Source organism: Streptomyces sp. NBC_01439 (assembly GCF_036227605.1).
Taxonomy (GTDB): domain Bacteria; phylum Actinomycetota; class Actinomycetes; order Streptomycetales; family Streptomycetaceae; genus Streptomyces.
The window spans coordinates 5,153,084-5,170,000 of record NZ_CP109487.1; the positions used below are offsets into that span (position 1 = coordinate 5,153,084).

At 74.0% G+C, this 16,917-nt stretch carries 10 protein-coding genes (1 of these 10 running past the window's edge); 6 read left to right on the plus strand and 4 right to left on the minus strand.

Annotation, left to right across the window (positions count from 1 at the left end; all coding sequences use genetic code 11):
• Positions 1 to 572: 572 nt before the first annotated feature.
• Positions 573 to 2,798: an asparagine synthase-related protein gene (locus tag OG207_RS23190; protein WP_329100429.1), complete on the plus strand. Its 2,226-nt coding sequence runs from the start codon at positions 573 to 575 to the stop codon at positions 2,796 to 2,798.
• A gap of 78 nt (positions 2,799 to 2,876) precedes the next feature.
• Here OG207_RS23190 and OG207_RS23195 read toward each other — a convergent pair whose 3' ends face one another.
• Positions 2,877 to 4,145: an MFS transporter gene (locus tag OG207_RS23195; protein ID WP_329100431.1), complete on the minus strand. Its 1,269-nt coding sequence runs from the start codon at positions 4,143 to 4,145 to the stop codon at positions 2,877 to 2,879.
• Between the two features lie 140 nt (positions 4,146 to 4,285).
• Here OG207_RS23195 and OG207_RS23200 point away from each other — a divergent pair, with 140 nt between their 5' ends.
• Positions 4,286 to 4,792: a MarR family winged helix-turn-helix transcriptional regulator gene (locus OG207_RS23200; protein WP_329100433.1), complete on the plus strand. Its 507-nt coding sequence runs from the start codon at positions 4,286 to 4,288 to the stop codon at positions 4,790 to 4,792.
• Between the two features lie 263 nt (positions 4,793 to 5,055).
• Positions 5,056 to 8,358 (plus strand): AfsR/SARP family transcriptional regulator, encoded by a 3,303-nt coding sequence (locus tag OG207_RS23205; RefSeq protein ID WP_329100435.1) that lies wholly within the window; start codon positions 5,056 to 5,058, stop codon positions 8,356 to 8,358.
• Here the strand turns inward: OG207_RS23205 and OG207_RS23210 are convergent.
• Positions 8,345 to 10,381, minus strand: a complete 2,037-nt coding sequence (locus tag OG207_RS23210) for a sigma-70 family RNA polymerase sigma factor (protein ID WP_329100437.1) — start codon at positions 10,379 to 10,381, stop codon at positions 8,345 to 8,347. The two genes, OG207_RS23205 and OG207_RS23210, sit on opposite strands and share 14 nt — an antisense overlap.
• Before the next feature lie 150 nt (positions 10,382 to 10,531).
• Positions 10,532 to 11,305: a TetR/AcrR family transcriptional regulator gene (locus OG207_RS23215; protein WP_329100439.1), complete on the minus strand. Its 774-nt coding sequence runs from the start codon at positions 11,303 to 11,305 to the stop codon at positions 10,532 to 10,534.
• 338 nt (positions 11,306 to 11,643) lie between these two features.
• Here OG207_RS23215 and OG207_RS23220 point away from each other — a divergent pair, with 338 nt between their 5' ends.
• On the plus strand, positions 11,644 to 13,062 hold the full coding sequence (locus tag OG207_RS23220) for an NAD(P)/FAD-dependent oxidoreductase (protein WP_329100441.1): 1,419 nt from the start codon (positions 11,644 to 11,646) through the stop codon (positions 13,060 to 13,062).
• 135 nt (positions 13,063 to 13,197) lie between these two features.
• Complete coding sequence (locus OG207_RS23225; RefSeq protein WP_329107801.1) at positions 13,198 to 15,042, plus strand: ATP-binding SpoIIE family protein phosphatase; 1,845 nt, start codon at positions 13,198 to 13,200, stop codon at positions 15,040 to 15,042.
• 78 nt (positions 15,043 to 15,120) lie between these two features.
• On the opposite strand, the gene OG207_RS23230 is transcribed toward OG207_RS23225, so the two are convergent.
• The gene (locus tag OG207_RS23230) at positions 15,121 to 16,467 is read right to left on the minus strand and encodes an MFS transporter (RefSeq protein ID WP_329107803.1); all 1,347 of its coding nucleotides are present in this window, start codon (positions 16,465 to 16,467) and stop codon (positions 15,121 to 15,123) included.
• Between the two features lie 125 nt (positions 16,468 to 16,592).
• On the opposite strand from OG207_RS23230, the gene OG207_RS23235 reads away from it, so the two are divergent.
• A protein-coding gene (locus OG207_RS23235; RefSeq protein WP_329100443.1) for a MarR family winged helix-turn-helix transcriptional regulator crosses the window boundary here: on the plus strand, positions 16,593 to 16,917 show its 5' portion. The gene runs 212 nt beyond the window's last position; only the first 325 of its 537 coding nucleotides appear in the window; its start codon is at positions 16,593 to 16,595; its stop codon lies off the right edge, out of view.

Here is a 16,917-nt window from a genome sequence, read left to right on the forward strand (position 1 = left end):
TTCGTAAACCCAGCGTAGTTCCCCGCCTCCCAAGCGTTAAGGCCCTTACTTCCGTATGGCGGGATTGTTGTCCGTTTGCACAGTCCGCCCCGGGCCGGGAGCCGGGGCGCACGTGTCATCGCGTGCTCCGTCTGTGTGGCCGTGCGCCCGCCCGTGCGCTCTGGCCGGTCCCCGGACCCGGCGATTCGATGTGCGGTGCGTGGGTCGGCCCGCCGCCTGACCGGGCGGGTCGGGGGATGCCGCTGCCCCAATCCCCGCGGGTGGCGGAACGGTCCGGGGGGCGGATTGCGCCCCCCGGACCGCGCCCCCGCACGGGGGCGCGGGCGGCCCGTGACGGCTCTTCCGGCAGCCGAAGAATGGCCGAAAGCGACCTATGGGGCGGTGGGAACGGAACGTCAAATACCGAGTTGCCGGCGCGTGTTCGTTTGCGTGTGCGCCCCCTTTAACCCCTCTCGCACGCCTGTCCCGTGGCAGCATGGACCCCGAGCCACCCGGGGTCCCGCGGCCGCGCCCTCAGCGCTGTCCGTGCTGCCTGTGCCCCGGTCATGTGCCCACGGGCTGGGGAGGCGGCGGTGCGCTGGTTGGTGGGTTGGAGCAGTATCGCCGCGAGCTTCGGCACTGCCGGAAGGGTCTCCGGCCGAACCTCCGGGCAGGCCTCCGGCCAGGGCGGATACGGCCAGAGCGGCTACGGCGGCTACGGCGACGGCGGCGCGCCCCTGCACGGCGGCCTCGCGGACGCCGCCCATCCGGACGACCCGGGCGCGGACGCGGAACGCACCGTCCACCCCGTCGGCGCACAACTGCTCTGGGGCGACCCCGACCCCCTCTGGGCCGTCGGCGACTGGCGCCCCGACGAGATCCGCACGCTCACGGCCGACCCCGCCGATCCCTTCACCCGGCTCGCCGTCCTCGGCTGCTGCGGCGCGACCGACGCCGAACTGCGCCGCGCCCTCTACGCCGCCCGCGGCGGCGCGCTGCGCCACCTCACCCAGTGGTCCGGCAGTTACACCGCCGTCGTCCAGGTCGGCCGCCGCATCACCGTCGTCGGCGACCTCGCGGGCGCCCGGCCCGTCTTCTACACCCCCTGGGCGAGCGGTACGGCGTACGCCACCGCCGCCCTGCCGCTCGCCGACCTCATCGAGGCCCAGCTCGACATCGGTCACCTCGCCGCCCTGCTGGCCTGCCCGGACAGTCCGGAGGCGCTGGGCGACGGCACACCGTACGCCGGGGTCCGGCGCATCCCGCCCGGGCACGCGCTCATCCTGCGCGAGGGCTCCCGCGAGATCACCGGCTACGAGCAGGTCGCCTCGCTCGCCGTGGCCGCCCCCGAGGCCGATGCCGAGCGCGCGGTGGAGGGCGTACGGGAAGCGTTGGTGGACGCGGTGCGCGCCCGGCTCACGGCTCCGCGGCATGCTCCCGACGCGGCTCCACCGTACGATCCCGGCCCCGTGCCCGGAATGGGCCCCGCCGACCGGCGCGCGGCCCGCGGCGCCCCGGCCCCCGGGGTGGGCGCCGACCTCTCCGGCGGCAGCGCCTCCGCGACGCTGGCGCTACTGGCGGCCGGTCTGCCGGGGGCGCCGGGCAGCCTGTTGAGTCCTGCCGGGGCGCGGCTGCTGGCCGTCACCTTCAACGACCTGGCCACCCCGCAGGGGCGCGAGGCCGAACTGGAACGGGCCCGGGCCATCGCGGCCGACCCGCGCCTGCACCACGTCGTGGTGGCCGCCGCCGCGGAAGCCCTCCCGTACGCCGAACTCGACGGCCCGCTCACCGACGAACCCGGCCCCTCGCTGGTCTTCGCCGCTCGCGAGCGGCGGCGGCTGGCCGCCGGCTCGGCCGACCACTTCACCGGCCACGGCGCCCGCCAGGTTCTCGACGCCCACCCGGCCCGCATGGCCGACCTCCTGATGGACCGCCGCCGGCGGCACCTGCTGCGCCCGGTGGCGGCGCTGGCCCGTTCGGCCTCCGCTTCCGGAGCCTCCGGGGAGTCCCTGCTGGTCCCGCTCACGGTGTACTCGGCGGCCCGAAGACTTGCCCGTACGACGTACCGCGCGGGCATGGAGGCCGCCGCGGCCCGGCTCCGCGAGGGCGGGGTCACCGAGAGATCCTCCGGTCCGGTGGACGCTTCCCTCGCCGCCCTGACCTGGTCCCGCCCGGGACCGGCGGCGGGCTGGCTCACAGGGGAGGCACTGGCGGAAGTATCGATCCGCCTGACGGTCGCCGCCGGCCGCCCGCCGCTGTCGCTGCGGCCTGGGGAGGCCCGCGCCCGCTCGTTGCTCGCCCGCCACGCCGCCGACCACCGGGTCTTCGAGCAGGCCGTGGAGGTCCGTAGCCAGCGGCTGCACGCCCCCTTCCTGGACAATCAGGTCGTGCGGGCCGCCCGCGCCCTGCCCGAGTCCCTGCGGGTCCAGCCCGGGGCCCGGGCCGCGATCTTGCGCAGCGTCCTGTCCTCGGCGGGGGTGCGGGAGTTCCCGCCGGGCTGGGGCGTTACGGACCGCGTGCCGAACGAGACGGCGACCCGGCTGGGGCTGCGGGCCGCCCTGAGCGATCTGCTGGACCTGTTCGCGTCGCCGTTGCTCGCGGACGCCGGGCTGATCGAGGCCCGGGTCGTGCGCCAGGCCCTGCTCGATGCGGCGGACGGGCACCCGGTCCCGTTGGACGGCCTGGCGGAACTGGTCTCGATGGAGCTGTGGCTCGGCCGTCTGCTGGCTCGGCGCGGCACCTGCTGGACGGGTACCTCCACGGCGCGGCGCCGGGCGGTGCCGGAGGGAGTCCCCGTGCACCGCCCGGCGCTGTCCTGACGGTCCTGTTCCCCGGAGCGAGTCGGTGGTCCCGGGCCGGTGGTCCTGGACCGGTGGTCATGGGCCGGTGGTCCCGGCTCAGGCGGCCCCGGCTCCGGCGCTGAGCACCAGTGCGGTCGCGATCGCCGGGCCGAAGGCCCCGCCCAGCTGGTAGCAGAGGGCGAACAGGCCGATGGCCGTGGGGCGCTGGGGCTCGGGGGCGCTCGACGCGGCGTGCATCGACAGCACGGCGCTGGACCCGGTCGCCGCGAAGATCCCGCCCAGGGTGGCGACCAGCAGCAGCGGGCCCCAGCTCGCGAACACCGCGACCGCCGCGGCCAGTGCTCCGACGCCGACGAGCACCGTGCGGACGGCCGTCCGGCCCATGCGCGCCGAGGCCGCGGCCAGCAGCCAGGAGAGCGCGGATCCGGAGAGCAGCGCCACGAGCTGACCGGTGCCCGCGGTGGTGGCGTCCCAGCCCGCCCGGTCGGTGAGCAGCCGGGGTACGGAGAACAGCAGGGTGAAGTACGAGCCCGAGAGCACGAGGGCGAGCAGCGCGGAGCCGAGGAAGAGGGGCCGCCGGATCAGCGCGGCCGGTACGAAACCGTCGGGGCGCCGGCGTACGTGGAGCGCGAGCAGCGTGGCCGCGAGGACCGAGGAGCCGAGGGCTGCGGCCGGCACGTGGTGCAGCAGGACCAGGGCGGTGGCGAGCGCCGTCAGCAGGGCGGCACCGCGGGCGTCGAACCCGTCCTGGGGCGCGGCCGCCGGGGTCACCGGGGTCGCCGCGTAACGGCTCACCACGGGCACCGCCAGGATCGCGATCACGGACACGGAGAGCGAGAGCCGCCACGAGACGGCCTGTGAGAGCTGTGCACCGAGGAGCGGGCCGGATGCGCCGAGGATGCCGAAGCCGGCGCTGATCACGCCCATCCGGCGCGCCGTGCCGGCCAAGCTCATGGCCACCGCTGCCAGGCCGGCGCCACCGGCGGCTTGCGTGGCCCGTCCGGCGAGGGTGAGCGGTAGCCAGGGGGACGCGGCGACGAGGAGGGTGCCGCTGACGAGGAGGGCGCCGGCCAGGTGGAGCGCCGCCCGCAGGCCCCGGCGGCGCAGCAGTCCGGCCAGCAGGGGGGTGCCGACGGCCATGGCCCAGGCGTAGGAGGCGACGAGCCAGGTCGCGGCCCCGGCGCTCACCCCGAGGGAGCGGGCCATGTCCGGAAGGATCAGCACGGAGGCGTTGGCCCCGGCGGCCAGGGGGGTGGCCAGCAGCGCCAGCCACAGGACGGGAACGGGGCCGACCCGGGGCGTGGCGCGGGCGGTGGCGGTGGCGGTGGTCGTGGCGGTGGTGGCAGTGATGGCGGTGGTGGTCATGGTGGCGCCCGCTCCGATTCATCTCAAGACTGAGAATCTCAACGTTAAGATAAAAGCATGCAGTTCTCTCAACGTCAAATGTCTGAACGTTGAGATATCTTGGTGGGGTGCGGGGGACGCGAGCGAAGGAGGAGCAGCGCATGAGCGACGCAGTGGACGCGATCGTCGGCCAGTGGACGGCGGAGCGCCCGGATCTGGCCGACACCCTGTGGCCGGTGGAGGTGGTGGCCCGCATCCAGCGGATGAACCGCGTCATCGACAAGCACCTGAAGGCCTTCGCGACCGAGCACGAGCTGGAGGTGGGCGAGCTCGACATTCTCTTCACTCTCTGCCGCTCCGGCCCCCCGTACGCGCTGACCGCCGGTGCCCTGATCCCGGCCGCCATGGTCACCTCCGGCGCGATCACCAACCGCATCGACCGCATGGAGGCCAAGGGCCTGGTCGAGCGGGTGAGGGACGGCCAGGACCGCCGCACGGTGCGGATCCGGCTGACCGAACGGAGCCTCGCGCTGACGGAGACGCTGATCACCGAGCACCTGCGCGGCTACGCGGAGCTGCTCGCCCCGCTGGACCCCGCCACCCGCACCACGGTCGCCGAGGCCCTGCGCACGCTCCTGGAGGACAACGGGGACACCTCGATCGCCTAGGGCGGCCCCTTCGGGTCCTGCCGGGCCCTCGCGTCCGGCACCGCGTCCGGCACCGTGTCCGGCACCGCGCCCGGCCGCGTTGTCGGGGCGCCCGAGCGCGTCCAGTCCACGTACGCGGTGCGCCCCTCCGTCCCGTCCTGCCGTGCTTCCCCTCGGACCTGGCGGGCCCGGGGGAGGCCCCGTGGCACCGGACGCCGCGGGCTCGACCGACAAGATCCGAAGGAGCTGGCCCAGGGGCTCAACGGGCGGGGCAGAATTGCCCGGTGCGGTATCTCATCCTGGGTGTCACCGAGGCGCGCGACGAGAGCGGCGCCCCCCTCCCCGTGGGCGGCGCCCGGTTGCGCGCGCTCCTCGCCGCCCTCGCCCTCCGGGCCGGCCGCCCGGCCTCGGTCGCCGAACTCGTCGACGACGTCTGGGGCGACGACCCGCCCCAGGACGCCCCCGCCGCCCTCCAGGCCCTCGTCGGCCGGCTCCGCCGCGCCCTCGGCAGCCGCGACGCCGTCCACTCGGCCCCCGCCGGCGGCTACCTCCTGGCCGCCGCACGCGATGACATCGACCTGCACCGATTCGACCGGCTGGCGGTCCAGGGCGGCCAGGAACTGGCCAACGACCCGGCCGCTGCCTCCCGCACCCTGCGCACCGCGCTCGCCCTCTGGCGCGGACCCGCCTTCGCCGACCTGCCCGAGCCCGCCCGAGCCGCCCGTGCGGCCGTCGCCGAAGCCCGCCGCTCCGGCGCCGTCCGCCACCGCATCGAGGCGGACCTGCGCAGCGGCGCCGCCGGCCCGGCCGCACTCCTGCCAGAGATCGAGACACTGGTCCACGCATCCCCGTACGACGAAACGCTCCGCGCGCAGCAGCTCCGTGCCCTGCGCGCCGCCGGCCGCCCCGCCGAGGCCCTCGCCGCGTACGAGCGCACGCGCCGGATCCTCGCCGACGGCCTCGGCACCGACCCGGGCCCCGAACTCGCCGCCCTGCACGCGGAACTCCTCCAGCCGCAGGCGCTGCCCCTGCCGCCCTCGCAGTCCCCGCAGTCCCCGCAGTCCCGACACTCCCTGCAGTCCCGGCCCGAGGTGTCCGGCGCCGGGGACGCCCCCGCGGCGCCCCGTGGGAACCTCCGCCCCCGTCTGACTTCCTTCGTCGGCCGCGAACCCGAACTGGCCTCCCTCCGCGGCGATCTGGCCCGCCTGCGGCTCGTCACCCTCACCGGCCCCGGTGGTTCGGGCAAGACCCGCCTCGCAGAGCACGCCGCCGCAGCTCACCCCGAAGCCGGCTGGATCGTCGAGCTCGCCCGACTGGACCAGCCCGCCGCCGTACCCGGCGCCGTGCTCAGCGCCCTCGGCCTGCGCGAGAGCTCCCTGGTCACCCGCGAGACCCCGGCCCCGGCCGCCACCGACCCCACCGCCCGCCTCGTCGAACACTGCGCCCACCGCAGCCTGCTGCTCGTCCTCGACAACTGCGAGCACGTCATCGGCGCCGCCGCCGAGCTCGCCGAGCTCCTCCTCACGCACTGCCCCGGTGTACGGATCCTGGCCACCAGCCGCGAACCCCTCGGCGTCCCGGGAGAGACGGTCCGCCCCGTCGAGCCCCTGCCGCCCGACCCCGCCCACCAGCTCTTCGCCGACCGAGGTGCCGCCGCCCGCCCCGGCTTCAGCCCCACCGACGACCCGGCCGCCGTGGCCGAGATCTGCGCCCGCCTCGACGGTCTGCCGCTGGCCATCGAGCTGGCCGCCGCCCGGCTGCGGCTGCTCACCCCGCGCCAGATCGCCGACCGCCTCGACGACCGCTTCCGGCTCCTGACCAGCGGTGCCCGTACCGTCCTGCCCCGGCAGCAGACCCTGCGCGCGGTCGTCGACTGGTCCTGGGAGCTGCTCGACGAAGCCGAACGCACCGTCCTGCGCCGGCTGTCCGTCTTCGCCGGCGGCTGCGACCTCGCCGCCGCCGAGGCCGTCTGCGCCGACCCCGCCCGCGAAGCCTCTTACGACCCCGCCGACGTCCTCGGCTCCCTCGTCGACAAGTCCCTGGTCCTGGCCGAACCGGACCGGGGCCCCGGCGATCACGGCATGCGCTACCGCATGCTCGAAACCATCCACGAGTACGCCGCCGAGCGCGCCGCCGCCCACCCCGCCGACGCCCGGGCCACTGCCCGCCGCCACGCCGCCCACTACCTCGCCTTCGCCGAGGAAGCCGAACCCCTGATCCGCTCCGCCGCCCAGCTCCCCTGGATCCGGCGCGTCGAGACCGAGCTCGACAACCTCCGGGCCGCCCTCCACTGCACGGTCGTCGAGAACGCCGACACCGAGGCCGGCCAGCGCCTCGTCTTCGCCCTCGGCTGGTTCTGGTGGCTGCGCAACTACCGCGCCGAAGGCGCCGAGTGGACCACCCGGACCCTCGCGCTGACCCCCGAGGTCCCGCCCGAGGGCACCCCCGCTTACTGGCGCTTCATGCGCCTGCTCGTCCTCGACATGTTCCTGCTCGCGGAGAGCAATTCCGCGGAGAAGTTCCGCACCCCCGACTACCGGGACCTCGCCACCCGCATCAAGGAAACCTTCCGGCACGGCTCCCCGGAGACCACCCGCTTCCCCGGGATGCTCTGGCCCGCGACGACCTTCCTCACCGGCACCTCCCTCGACTTCCACGCAGACCTCGACCGGTCCGTCGCGAACTGCCGTGTCCACGCGGGGGAATGGGAACTGGGCATCGTCCTCATGCTCCGCGCCCACGTCGCCATCGACGTCACCGGGGGCCTCGCCGACGTCGACGCCGACCTGGCCGAGCTCCACGAGCTCGCCCATCGCGTCGGCGACCGCTGGACCCGCGCCCAGGTGGCGAGCGCCGCCGGGGAGGTCGCCCTCTCGCGCGGCCGGTTCGCCGACGCGCGCATCGAGTACGAGGAGTGCCTGCGCCTCGCCCGCGAGGTCGGGGCCAGCGTCGAGGCGCCCTTCGCCATCGCCCGGATCGCCGAGACCGCCTACTGCGCGGGGGACCTCGACGACGCCGAGCGGCTGCTGGCGGAGGCCGAGAAGGAATCCGACCGGTACGGCGGGGTGTACGACGTCAGCACCTTCGCCCGGCTCCTCTCCGCCCTCGTCGCGCTCCAGCGCGGCGACGGTGCCCGGGCCCGCGAGGAGTGCGACCGGGCCCGCGCCGAGGCCGAACGGTTCACCGTGCCCGCCCAGCTCACCGCCGGGCTGGCCACCGTCGACGCCGTCCTCACCGGCCGCGAGCAGGGCCCGGTGGCCGCTCTGGCCAGGATCGGTCCGGCCCTGGCCGCTGCGGTCGAGGCCCGGTGCGCCGAGCGCGTCCTGGCCGGCATGGCCGAGGCGGCGGCGCTGCTGCTGGCCGCCGCCGAACGGCCGGCCGAGGCCGTACGGGCCCTCGCGGCGGCCACCGCCTGGCGTGCCGGGCATCCGCGCTCGGTGCCGGAGCACGGCGCCGTGGACGGCCTCCCGGACCGCACCCGCGCCCTGCTCGGCCCGGACCGCTACGGCCGGGAGGAGGAAGCCGGCGCCGCGCTCACCCCGGCCGCCCTCGCCGCGACACTGACCACGGCGTTCAGCGGCAGCTGAGCACGGCGTCGGCCCAGCTCGCCAGCGCCGGCAGGCTGCCCGGCCCGGCCCTTTCGACCACCAGCCGCAGCGATTTGCGTCCCGCGAGGGAGACCTGCACGGATGTGGGCGGGTCCGCGTGCCCGAGGGCGGCGGACTGCCACACCCGCTCCCCGTCGGCATACGCGGAGAACCGCACCGCACCGTCCGTGAACAGCGACAGGCCGTCCACCCCCGTCTGCGCCGAGAAGTTCGTGCACTGCCGGTTGAGGGCGATCTCCACCGAGGACCGCGAGTTCACGGTGATGCCGTGCGCGAAGCGCCGGCCGCCCACCTCCAGCCCGTGGCGCTGCCACACCCAGCTGCTGCGCCAGGTCTGCAGCTCCGGGCCGCTGTGGTCCCCGTAGACCGAGTGGGCGAGCCCGGCCAGCCGGAACCCCTGCGGTGGTTTCGGGGGCGGCGGCGGCGTCGGCTTCGGTGAGGGCCGCTCCGGGGAGCGGGACGGCGTGGGGGAGGCCTTCTCCCGGCTGGGCGAGGGCGAGGGCGAGGGCGACGGGGACGAGGAGGGCGCGGGCCCGGGAGCGGCGGAGGGCGCGGACGAGGGCGTCGGCCCGGGCCGTGGTGCTACGGAGCCCTGTACGGCCTGAGGCTCCTGCGCGGGCGGATCCGGCTCGGTCGAGGCGGAGGCCGCGGCAGGCGCCTTCGCCGCCGAAGGCGCTGACGGCAGTACCGGCGCCGCCACACTGGGCGCGGGCTTCGCCCGGGCCCGCGGCTCGGTGTCGTCCCCGGCCAGCGCGAACACCACCCCGGCGGCCGCGGCCACCGCGATCCCGGCGGCGATGGCGGCCTTGGCCGGCAGCCCGAGCCCTTCGGCGGCCACGGCCCCGCCGGTCCCGCCGCCCGCGCCGACAGCCCCACCACCGGCACTGGCGGCACCTCCCACGGCGCCTCCCGCAGGACCGGCCGTCCCGGCTCCCGCGGTCGAACCACCAGCGGCAGCCGCGGCGGCCCCGCCCGCTGCGACCGCCCCACCGGCCAGTACCCCGGCGGCCTTGCCCGCGTACCCGGCGGCGAACCACCCGATGACCGCGACCGGAAGCAGCGCAGGAATGCCCGCGTTGACATCCTGGAGCTCCCCGGCGGCCAGCCGGCACTTGACGCACTCCTCCAGGTGCTTGCGCAGCCCGCGCTCCGCCCGCATCCGCAGCCCGCCCCGCGCGTAGGCGCCCAGCCGGTCCGCGTACCGCGCGCAGTCGCCGCCCTCGCTCAGCGCCGAACTCACATGGGCCTGCAGATACGCCTGCTTGAGTCCCTCCCGGGCCCGACTGGCCAGCACTGCGGTCGCGTTGGCGCTCAGCCCGAACAGCGGCGCGATCGCACTCGGCGACGCCTCCTCGACGGTGGTGTGCCACAGCACGGCCTGCCAGCGCTCGGGCAGGCTGCGGAAGGCCTGCATCGCGAGCGACCGCTCGGCCTCGTGCATCGCCCGGACGTCCGCCCCCAGTTCGAGCGTGTCGTCCCCGGAGAGCCCGGAGAGCCCGGACAAGGCGGCACCGCCCTCCGTACCGGTGGAGGCCTGCTCGGCGAAGACGGCGAAGTCCTCGACCAGTTGTTCGCGCTTGGCGGTCTTCGCCCAGGCCGCGGCGACCCTGCGCACGGTGGTCAGCAGATAGGCCCGAACCGACTGGTTCGGCCCGGCCCCGCCCCGCACCGCTTGCAGGGTCCGCGCGAACACTTCGGCGGTCAGGTCGTCGGCGGTGTGCGCGTCCCGACAACAGGACCGGGCGTAGCGGCGCACGGAATCGGCGTGCCGACGGAACAGTTCTTCGTACGCGCCGTCGTCGCCGCCCCGCATCCGGGCGATCAAGTCCCCGTCGGACGAGGGCAGCTCGCCGCCGGTGCCACCGGGTCCGGAAGAGCCCGAGGGGCGTGCGTTCCGCCCACCCGGGTCGCGCTGCGCCGGCACCTGTCGTGCGGGCAGACTGCCCGCCTCCACCTCGCTGCCGCCGCCACCGCGTGGCTCTTCCCGACCGTCAACGCTCATCGCGGAGACTCCCGCACGACACACTCAACCGGTACACCGGCCAAGCGTGTCACACGGGGGACGGGCGCCGAACCCCTCCGCTCGCCATCCACCCGTCCGGGCAAGTTCCGGCGCATCGCCCTCCCGGACCCCCGCCGGAACCCGCCGAGGTCATGCCGTCCGGGACCGCAGCCCTTCGAGCAGGATGTCGAGCAGCCGCGTCGAGGCCGCCGCCTGCTGCGCCGGGTCGGGCAGCGCGGGCGCCGCCGTCGCTATCACCAGCAGCACATCGGCCACCGTGACATCGACACGCAGCTCACCGGCCTCCCGCGCCCGGTGCACCAGCCGGCCGACGACCTCCAGCAGCGCACCCGCACCCGCGTCGTCCGAGGGCTCGTTCTCTACGGAGCCGCGCGCGCCCGGGACCCGCAGGTCGGGAGCACCGGCGGCCGACACGGCCTGCCGCTGCTGCGGAACCCGAGCGGTTTCCGCCTCCTCGGCCTCGTCCTCGACGGCCGAGCCGACCCGCAGGACCTGCGGCGGCAGCAGCCGCCCGGCGCCCGAGGCCACGGAGGTGCGCAGGAAGCGCGACAGCGCCTGCCACGGCTCCTGCTCCTGGCCCAGCGCGGCCGTGGCCTGCTCGGTCAGTCGTGCGGTCTCCTCTTCGGCTATGCGCCGCACCAGGACGTCCTTGCTCGGGAAGCGCCGGTACACGGTGCCGACACCGACGCGGGCGCGGCGCGCCACGTCCTCCATCGGCGCCCCGTAGCCCAGCTCGCCGAAGACCTCACGGGCCGCCCGCAGAACGTGCTCCAGGTTGCGCTGAGCATCGACGCGCAGCGGTGTGGACCGGCCTACACCGTGCGTGGTGCCGCCCGCGATGCCGCGTCCGTTGCTCTCGACCGAGAGCGTGGTCGCAGAACCATGGAAATCGGAAATGTTCATATGTATCCCCCGGTAATCATTTGTCTCCCCCCGGAGACACTCCCCGCCTTCACGTCGAGGGGGCCACGGTCTCGGGCCCGGTCCTACTCCTCGACGAGATACGAACATAGTTGAGCCAGAGTCAATTCAGAAGGGGCAGCCCCGGACGGAGCACCGCCCGATCGGAGCATTCACCCCTACTTTTCCGATCCGTGCCTCCGGAATCTCGCATTCCGTGCACCTTGACCTGCAGATTTTCGCCACAAGCTGACGTCCTCTTGCACTGTGCCCCAGCACGCACTCCGGTCACACAATTTGCCGGGCCTGTGGACAAACTCCCAGCCACGTTGCGTCATGGGATGGTGAAGGCTGCTAACTCCCGGGGCACGACCCCCGGTACCCCGCCCCGTACGCGCATCCTGATCGTCGGCGGCGGCTACGTCGGCATGTATACGGCGCTCCGCCTCCAGCAAAAGCTGAGAGCCGGCGAAGCCGAGGTCACGGTGGTCACCGCCGAGCCCTACATGACGTACCAGCCCTTCCTCCCCGAAGCGGCCGCGGGCGCCATCTCCCCCCGTCACGTCGTGGTCCCGCTGCGCCGCGTCCTCAACAAGTGCCGCATCGTGATCGGCGAGGCCCAGCGCATCGACCACGCCAAACGGACCGTGACCGTCAAAACCCTCGCCACCGCCGACGAGGGCGCCGGCCCCGTCGAGATGGAGTACGACGAACTCGTCCTCGCCCCGGGCTCCGTCTCCCGCACCCTCCCCGTCCCGGGACTCGCCGACTACGGCATCGGATTCAAAACGGTCGAAGAGGCCATCGGACTGCGCAACCACGTCATCGAACAGATGGACATCGCCTCCTCCACCCGCGATCCCGCCCTCCGCGACGCCGCCCTCACCTTCGTCTTCGTGGGCGGCGGCTTCGCGGGCGTCGAAGCCCTCGGCGAGCTCGAGGACATGGCCCGCTACGCCGCGCGGTACTACCACAACATCAAGCCCGAGGACATGAAGTGGGTCCTCGTCGAAGCCAGCGACCGGATCCTCCCCGAGGTCGGCCCCGAGATGGGCATCTACACGGTCCGCGAACTGCGCAGGCGCAACATCGACGTGCGCCTGGAGACCCGGCTCGAATCCTGCGAGAACCGCGTCGCCGTCCTCAGCGACGGCGCCCGCTTCCCCACCCGCACCATCGTGTGGACCGCCGGCGTCAGACCGCACCCCGTCCTGGCCGCCTCCGACCTCCCCAAGAACGAACGCGGCCGCCTGGCCTGCACCTCCTTCCTCACCATCGAAGGAGTCGAGCACGCCTGGGCCGCGGGCGACGCCGCCGCCGTTCCCGACATCACCGCGGACGAGAAGGGCCGCGAATGCGCCCCCAACGCCCAGCACGCCGTCCGCCAGGCCAAGGTCCTCGCCGACAACCTCCTCGCCGCCCTCCGCGACGAGGTCCTGACCGAATACGCCCACAAGTACGCGGGCTCGGTCGCCTCCCTCGGCCTGCACCGGGGCGTCGCCCACATCTACGGCCGCAAGCTCAAGGCCTACCCGGCCTGGTTCATGCACCGCGCTTACCACCTCAGCCGCGTTCCCAGCTTCAACCGCAAAATGCGCGTCCTTGCCGAATGGACCCTCTCCGGCCTCTTCAAGCGTGAGATCGTCTCCCTGGGTTCCCTCGAACATCCCAGGGCAGAATTCGAACTGGCCGCAGGCGGCGGCCCCAAGCCACCACCCCCGCCCCCCGCCCCCAACCCCCCGCAGAACGGCCAGGGCTGACGTTGTCAGTGCGGTCAGCCACACTGGACGTGTGACCATAGGTGCGCTCACCCCTGCACAGAGTGACATCGTCCAGTCAGCGACCGCCCACGAGCGACACAGCGACCACTCGCGACACCACGAGGCTTGAACGCAGTGAACTTCACGCGCTGGAGCGCCCGGTTCCCCGGAACGCAGCGCCGCGCCGCCGCCCGGTCCGAACACGCCGCCGCCCAGGCCAAGCGAGGTGAAGGCGCGGTCCCGGCAGCCCGCGGCGGCCGCGCCGACCCCGGAGCCGAGCGGTCCGCGCCCGCCGACGGCCAGCCCGCCGACCCCACGGTCTCCGGGACCGGGACCGGAAGCGGCCGCGGCAATGGCGGCAGCCGGGACACCGGCACAGGGACCGGCACCGGCACAGGGACCGGCACGTCCTCGACCGTGTCCCCGCCCCGACGGACGGGCGTCCTCACCGCCGTGCCCTCCCTCGACGAGCTCTCCGTACGGGAGGTCCTCGGCCGGCTCCCGGCCCTGGTCGCCCTCGTCCACGGCCCCGAGCACCGCGTCGCCTACGTCAACGACGCCTACACCGCCGGCTTTGGCGCCCGTACTCCCGGCGCCCCGGCCCACGACGCCCTCCCGGAACTCGGCGAGCTCGGCCTCCTCCCGCTCCTCGACCAGGTCCAGCGCAGCGGCAAGTCCCGCACCGCCAAGAACCGCACCGCACCGGGCGGCGGCAGCTCGTACACCGTCACCTGCACCCCCGTCGAGTTCCCCACCTCCGACACCGGGGGCGAGCCCGACCCCCACCACACCGGCGTCCTGATCCACCTCGCCGACGTCACCGACCACGCCGAGGCCGTCGAGCGCCTGCGCGCCAGCGAGCGCCGCCAGCGCGAGGCCGCCGTCACCCTCCAACGCTCCCTCCTCCCCCAGGAGCTGGAACAGCCCGACGACCTGCGCATCGCCGCCACCTACCAGCCCGGCGGCACCGAAGCCGCAGTCGGCGGCGACTGGTACGACGTCATCACCCTCGGCGCCGGCCGTACCGCCCTCGTCATCGGCGACGTCATGGGTCGCGGCGTGCGCGCGGCCGCCGTCATGGGCCAGCTGCGCACCGCCGTCCGTGCCTACGCCCGCCTCGACCTGCCCCCGCACGAGGTGCTCCAGCTCCTCGACGGCCTCGCCGCCGAGATCGACGCCAGCCAGATCGCCACCTGCGTCTACGCCGTCCACGACCCCAACGAGGGCCTGCTCGCGTACGCCTCCGCCGGCCACCTCCCGATCCTGGTCCGCGACGAGGACGGCACCGTACGCAGAGCCGCCGACCCCACCGGCCCGCCGCTCGGCACCGGCGGCTGGCTGCACACCTCGGGCACCATCGCCCTGGGCCCCGGCTCCACCGCCGTCCTCTACACCGACGGTCTGGTCGAACGCCGGGGCGAGGACATCGACGAGGGCGTCGCCGCCCTCGAGCGCGCCCTCTCCGGCGCCCAGGGCACCCCGGCCGTCATCTGCGACCGCCTGATGCGGGCCCTCGGCGTGGACGCCGATCACGACGACGACGTCGCCGTGATGGTCCTCCAGCAGCCGGCCCGCACCGGATCCGACGCAGAGCTCTTCCACAACGCCGCCCTGGAACTCCTCGGCGGCATCGAGGCGGCCCCGCGCGCCCGAGCCTTCGCCCAGGGCGTCCTCGCCTCCTGGCGGTTCCCCGTCGAGCTCTGCGACCTCGGCGTCCTGGCCGCCAGCGAGCTCGTCGCGAACTCCCTCCAGCACGGCACCCCGCCCATGCGCCTACGGCTGCGCCGCACCGACCGCCGGCTGATCATCGAGGTCACCGACGGGGACGACCACCTCCCGCGCCGCCGCCGCGCCGAACCGGCCGACGAGACCGGCCGCGGCATCTCGATCATCGCGACCATCGCCTCCTCCTGGGGCTCCCGCCGCACCCCGGGCGGCGGCAAGGCCGTCTGGTGCGAGTTCGCCCTGCCGGACAAATAGCCGAACAGCGGGAAGCAGGAAGGCCCCGATCCACCCGGATCGGGGCCTTCCTGCTTTCCGCACATATATACGTACGACCTACGCGTGCACGCGCTCCACGACGACGTCCTCGCTGACGTCCTTGGTGACGTCCTTCGCGATGCCCTTCGCGACGGCGTCCTCGACCACCACGGCCGGACCGCCCTGCGCCACGACCCTGCTCGCCACCCAAGGGTTGTCCTGCATCGGACTCAGCCGCCTGCCGAGCCGCAGCGCGAGGGCGGCGATCCCGAGCGACACGAACACGAAGACCCCGATGTAGAGCATCGGAACCCCCGCACCGAGCGGCACCCCGAGCGGCCCCAGCGCCAGCGCCATCTGCTTGACCAGCGCGAAGGCCGAGTTGTACTGACCCACCGAGCCCTCGGGCGCCAAGTCGGCCACCAGCGGCGCCAGGGTCGGCGACAGCATGGCCTCGCCGATGCCGAAGAGCGCGTACGTGGTGATGAACGCCGCGGCGGCCATCACGGCGCTGCCGTGCCCCAGACCCGAGAACCCGGCGATGACCCACGCCACGGTCCAGATCAGTCCGACGAGCGCGATCACCCGGGACCGGCGGCGCTTCTCGACCAGCCGGAGCACGACGAACTGCGCGACGACGATCGCACCGGTGTTGGCCGCGAGCGCGAAGCCGAGCGTGGAGGGGGAGATCCCGGCGGCCTCGGTACCGAAGGCGGCCAGACCCGACTCGAACTGTCCGTAGCAGGCGAAGAACACCACGAAGCCCAGCACGCACAGCTGCACCATGGCCTTGTGGCGGAGCAGCCGCTTCCAGCCACTGCCGCCCGACTGGGACGGGTCCTTCGGCACTGCGTCCTTGATGCTCGGCACCTGCGGCAGCCGCACGCTGAGGATGACGCCTGCCAGCACCAGGAACATCACGGCCTCGATGCCGAACAGCAGGGTGAAGCTGCCGGGCCGGCTCTCGTCGACGATCTGGCCACCGAGCAGACCGCCGATGCCCAGGCCCAGGTTCTGCATGAAGAACTGCAGGGCGAAGGCACGGGTCCGGGTGGACGGCGTGGAGCACCACACGATCATCGTGGCCAGCGCGGGCTGCATCACGGCCTGCCCGGCGCCGAGCGCCAGAGCGGAGAGCAGGATCGCCGCGGCGTTGGTGGAGAGTCCGAGGGAGAGCGCACCGACCGAGGCGGTGACGGCCGCCCCGATGACCACGGGCACCGGACCACGTCGGTCGATGACCCGACCGGTGAAGGGCAGCGCGACGAGAGCGCCCAGGGCGAAGGCCACGAACGCGCACGTGGCGGCCATGGAACCCAGATCTCGCACCTGCGCCACATAGATGTAGAGGAACGGAACCGTGAAACCGATGCCGAACGCGGTCAGCGCGTTCCCGGCCTGGATCCGCCGCATCGCAGCGCCCATCACCTTGGTCACTTCTCACCTGCCTTTGAGACCTGAAGCCTGAAGACTTCATAGCTAAACTTCAAGCCTTAACACTACACATCGAAGGAGTTAGACGCCAACGAGCTCGTGCGATACTTCGACCCATGGGTGACACCCCCGACGGCACTGCGGCCGTCCACGAGCCGAGCCTCGACGAACAGATCGCCGTCTATCAGCGCGAGTTCCAGGACCTGGACCCCCAGGTCGAGAAGGTCGTCTCGGCGCTGAGCCGCCTGAACCGCCGGATGAACGTCGCGTACGGCCGCCAGACGGCGGCCCTGGGCATCAGCAACGCGGAGTGGGAGGTGCTCAAGGCCCTCGTCATCTCCGGCGCCCCCTACCGGATGGGTCCGAGCGAACTGGCGAAGCAGCTGGGCCTCACGCCGGCGGCGATGACCCACCGGATCGACCGGATGACGGCGGAGGGCC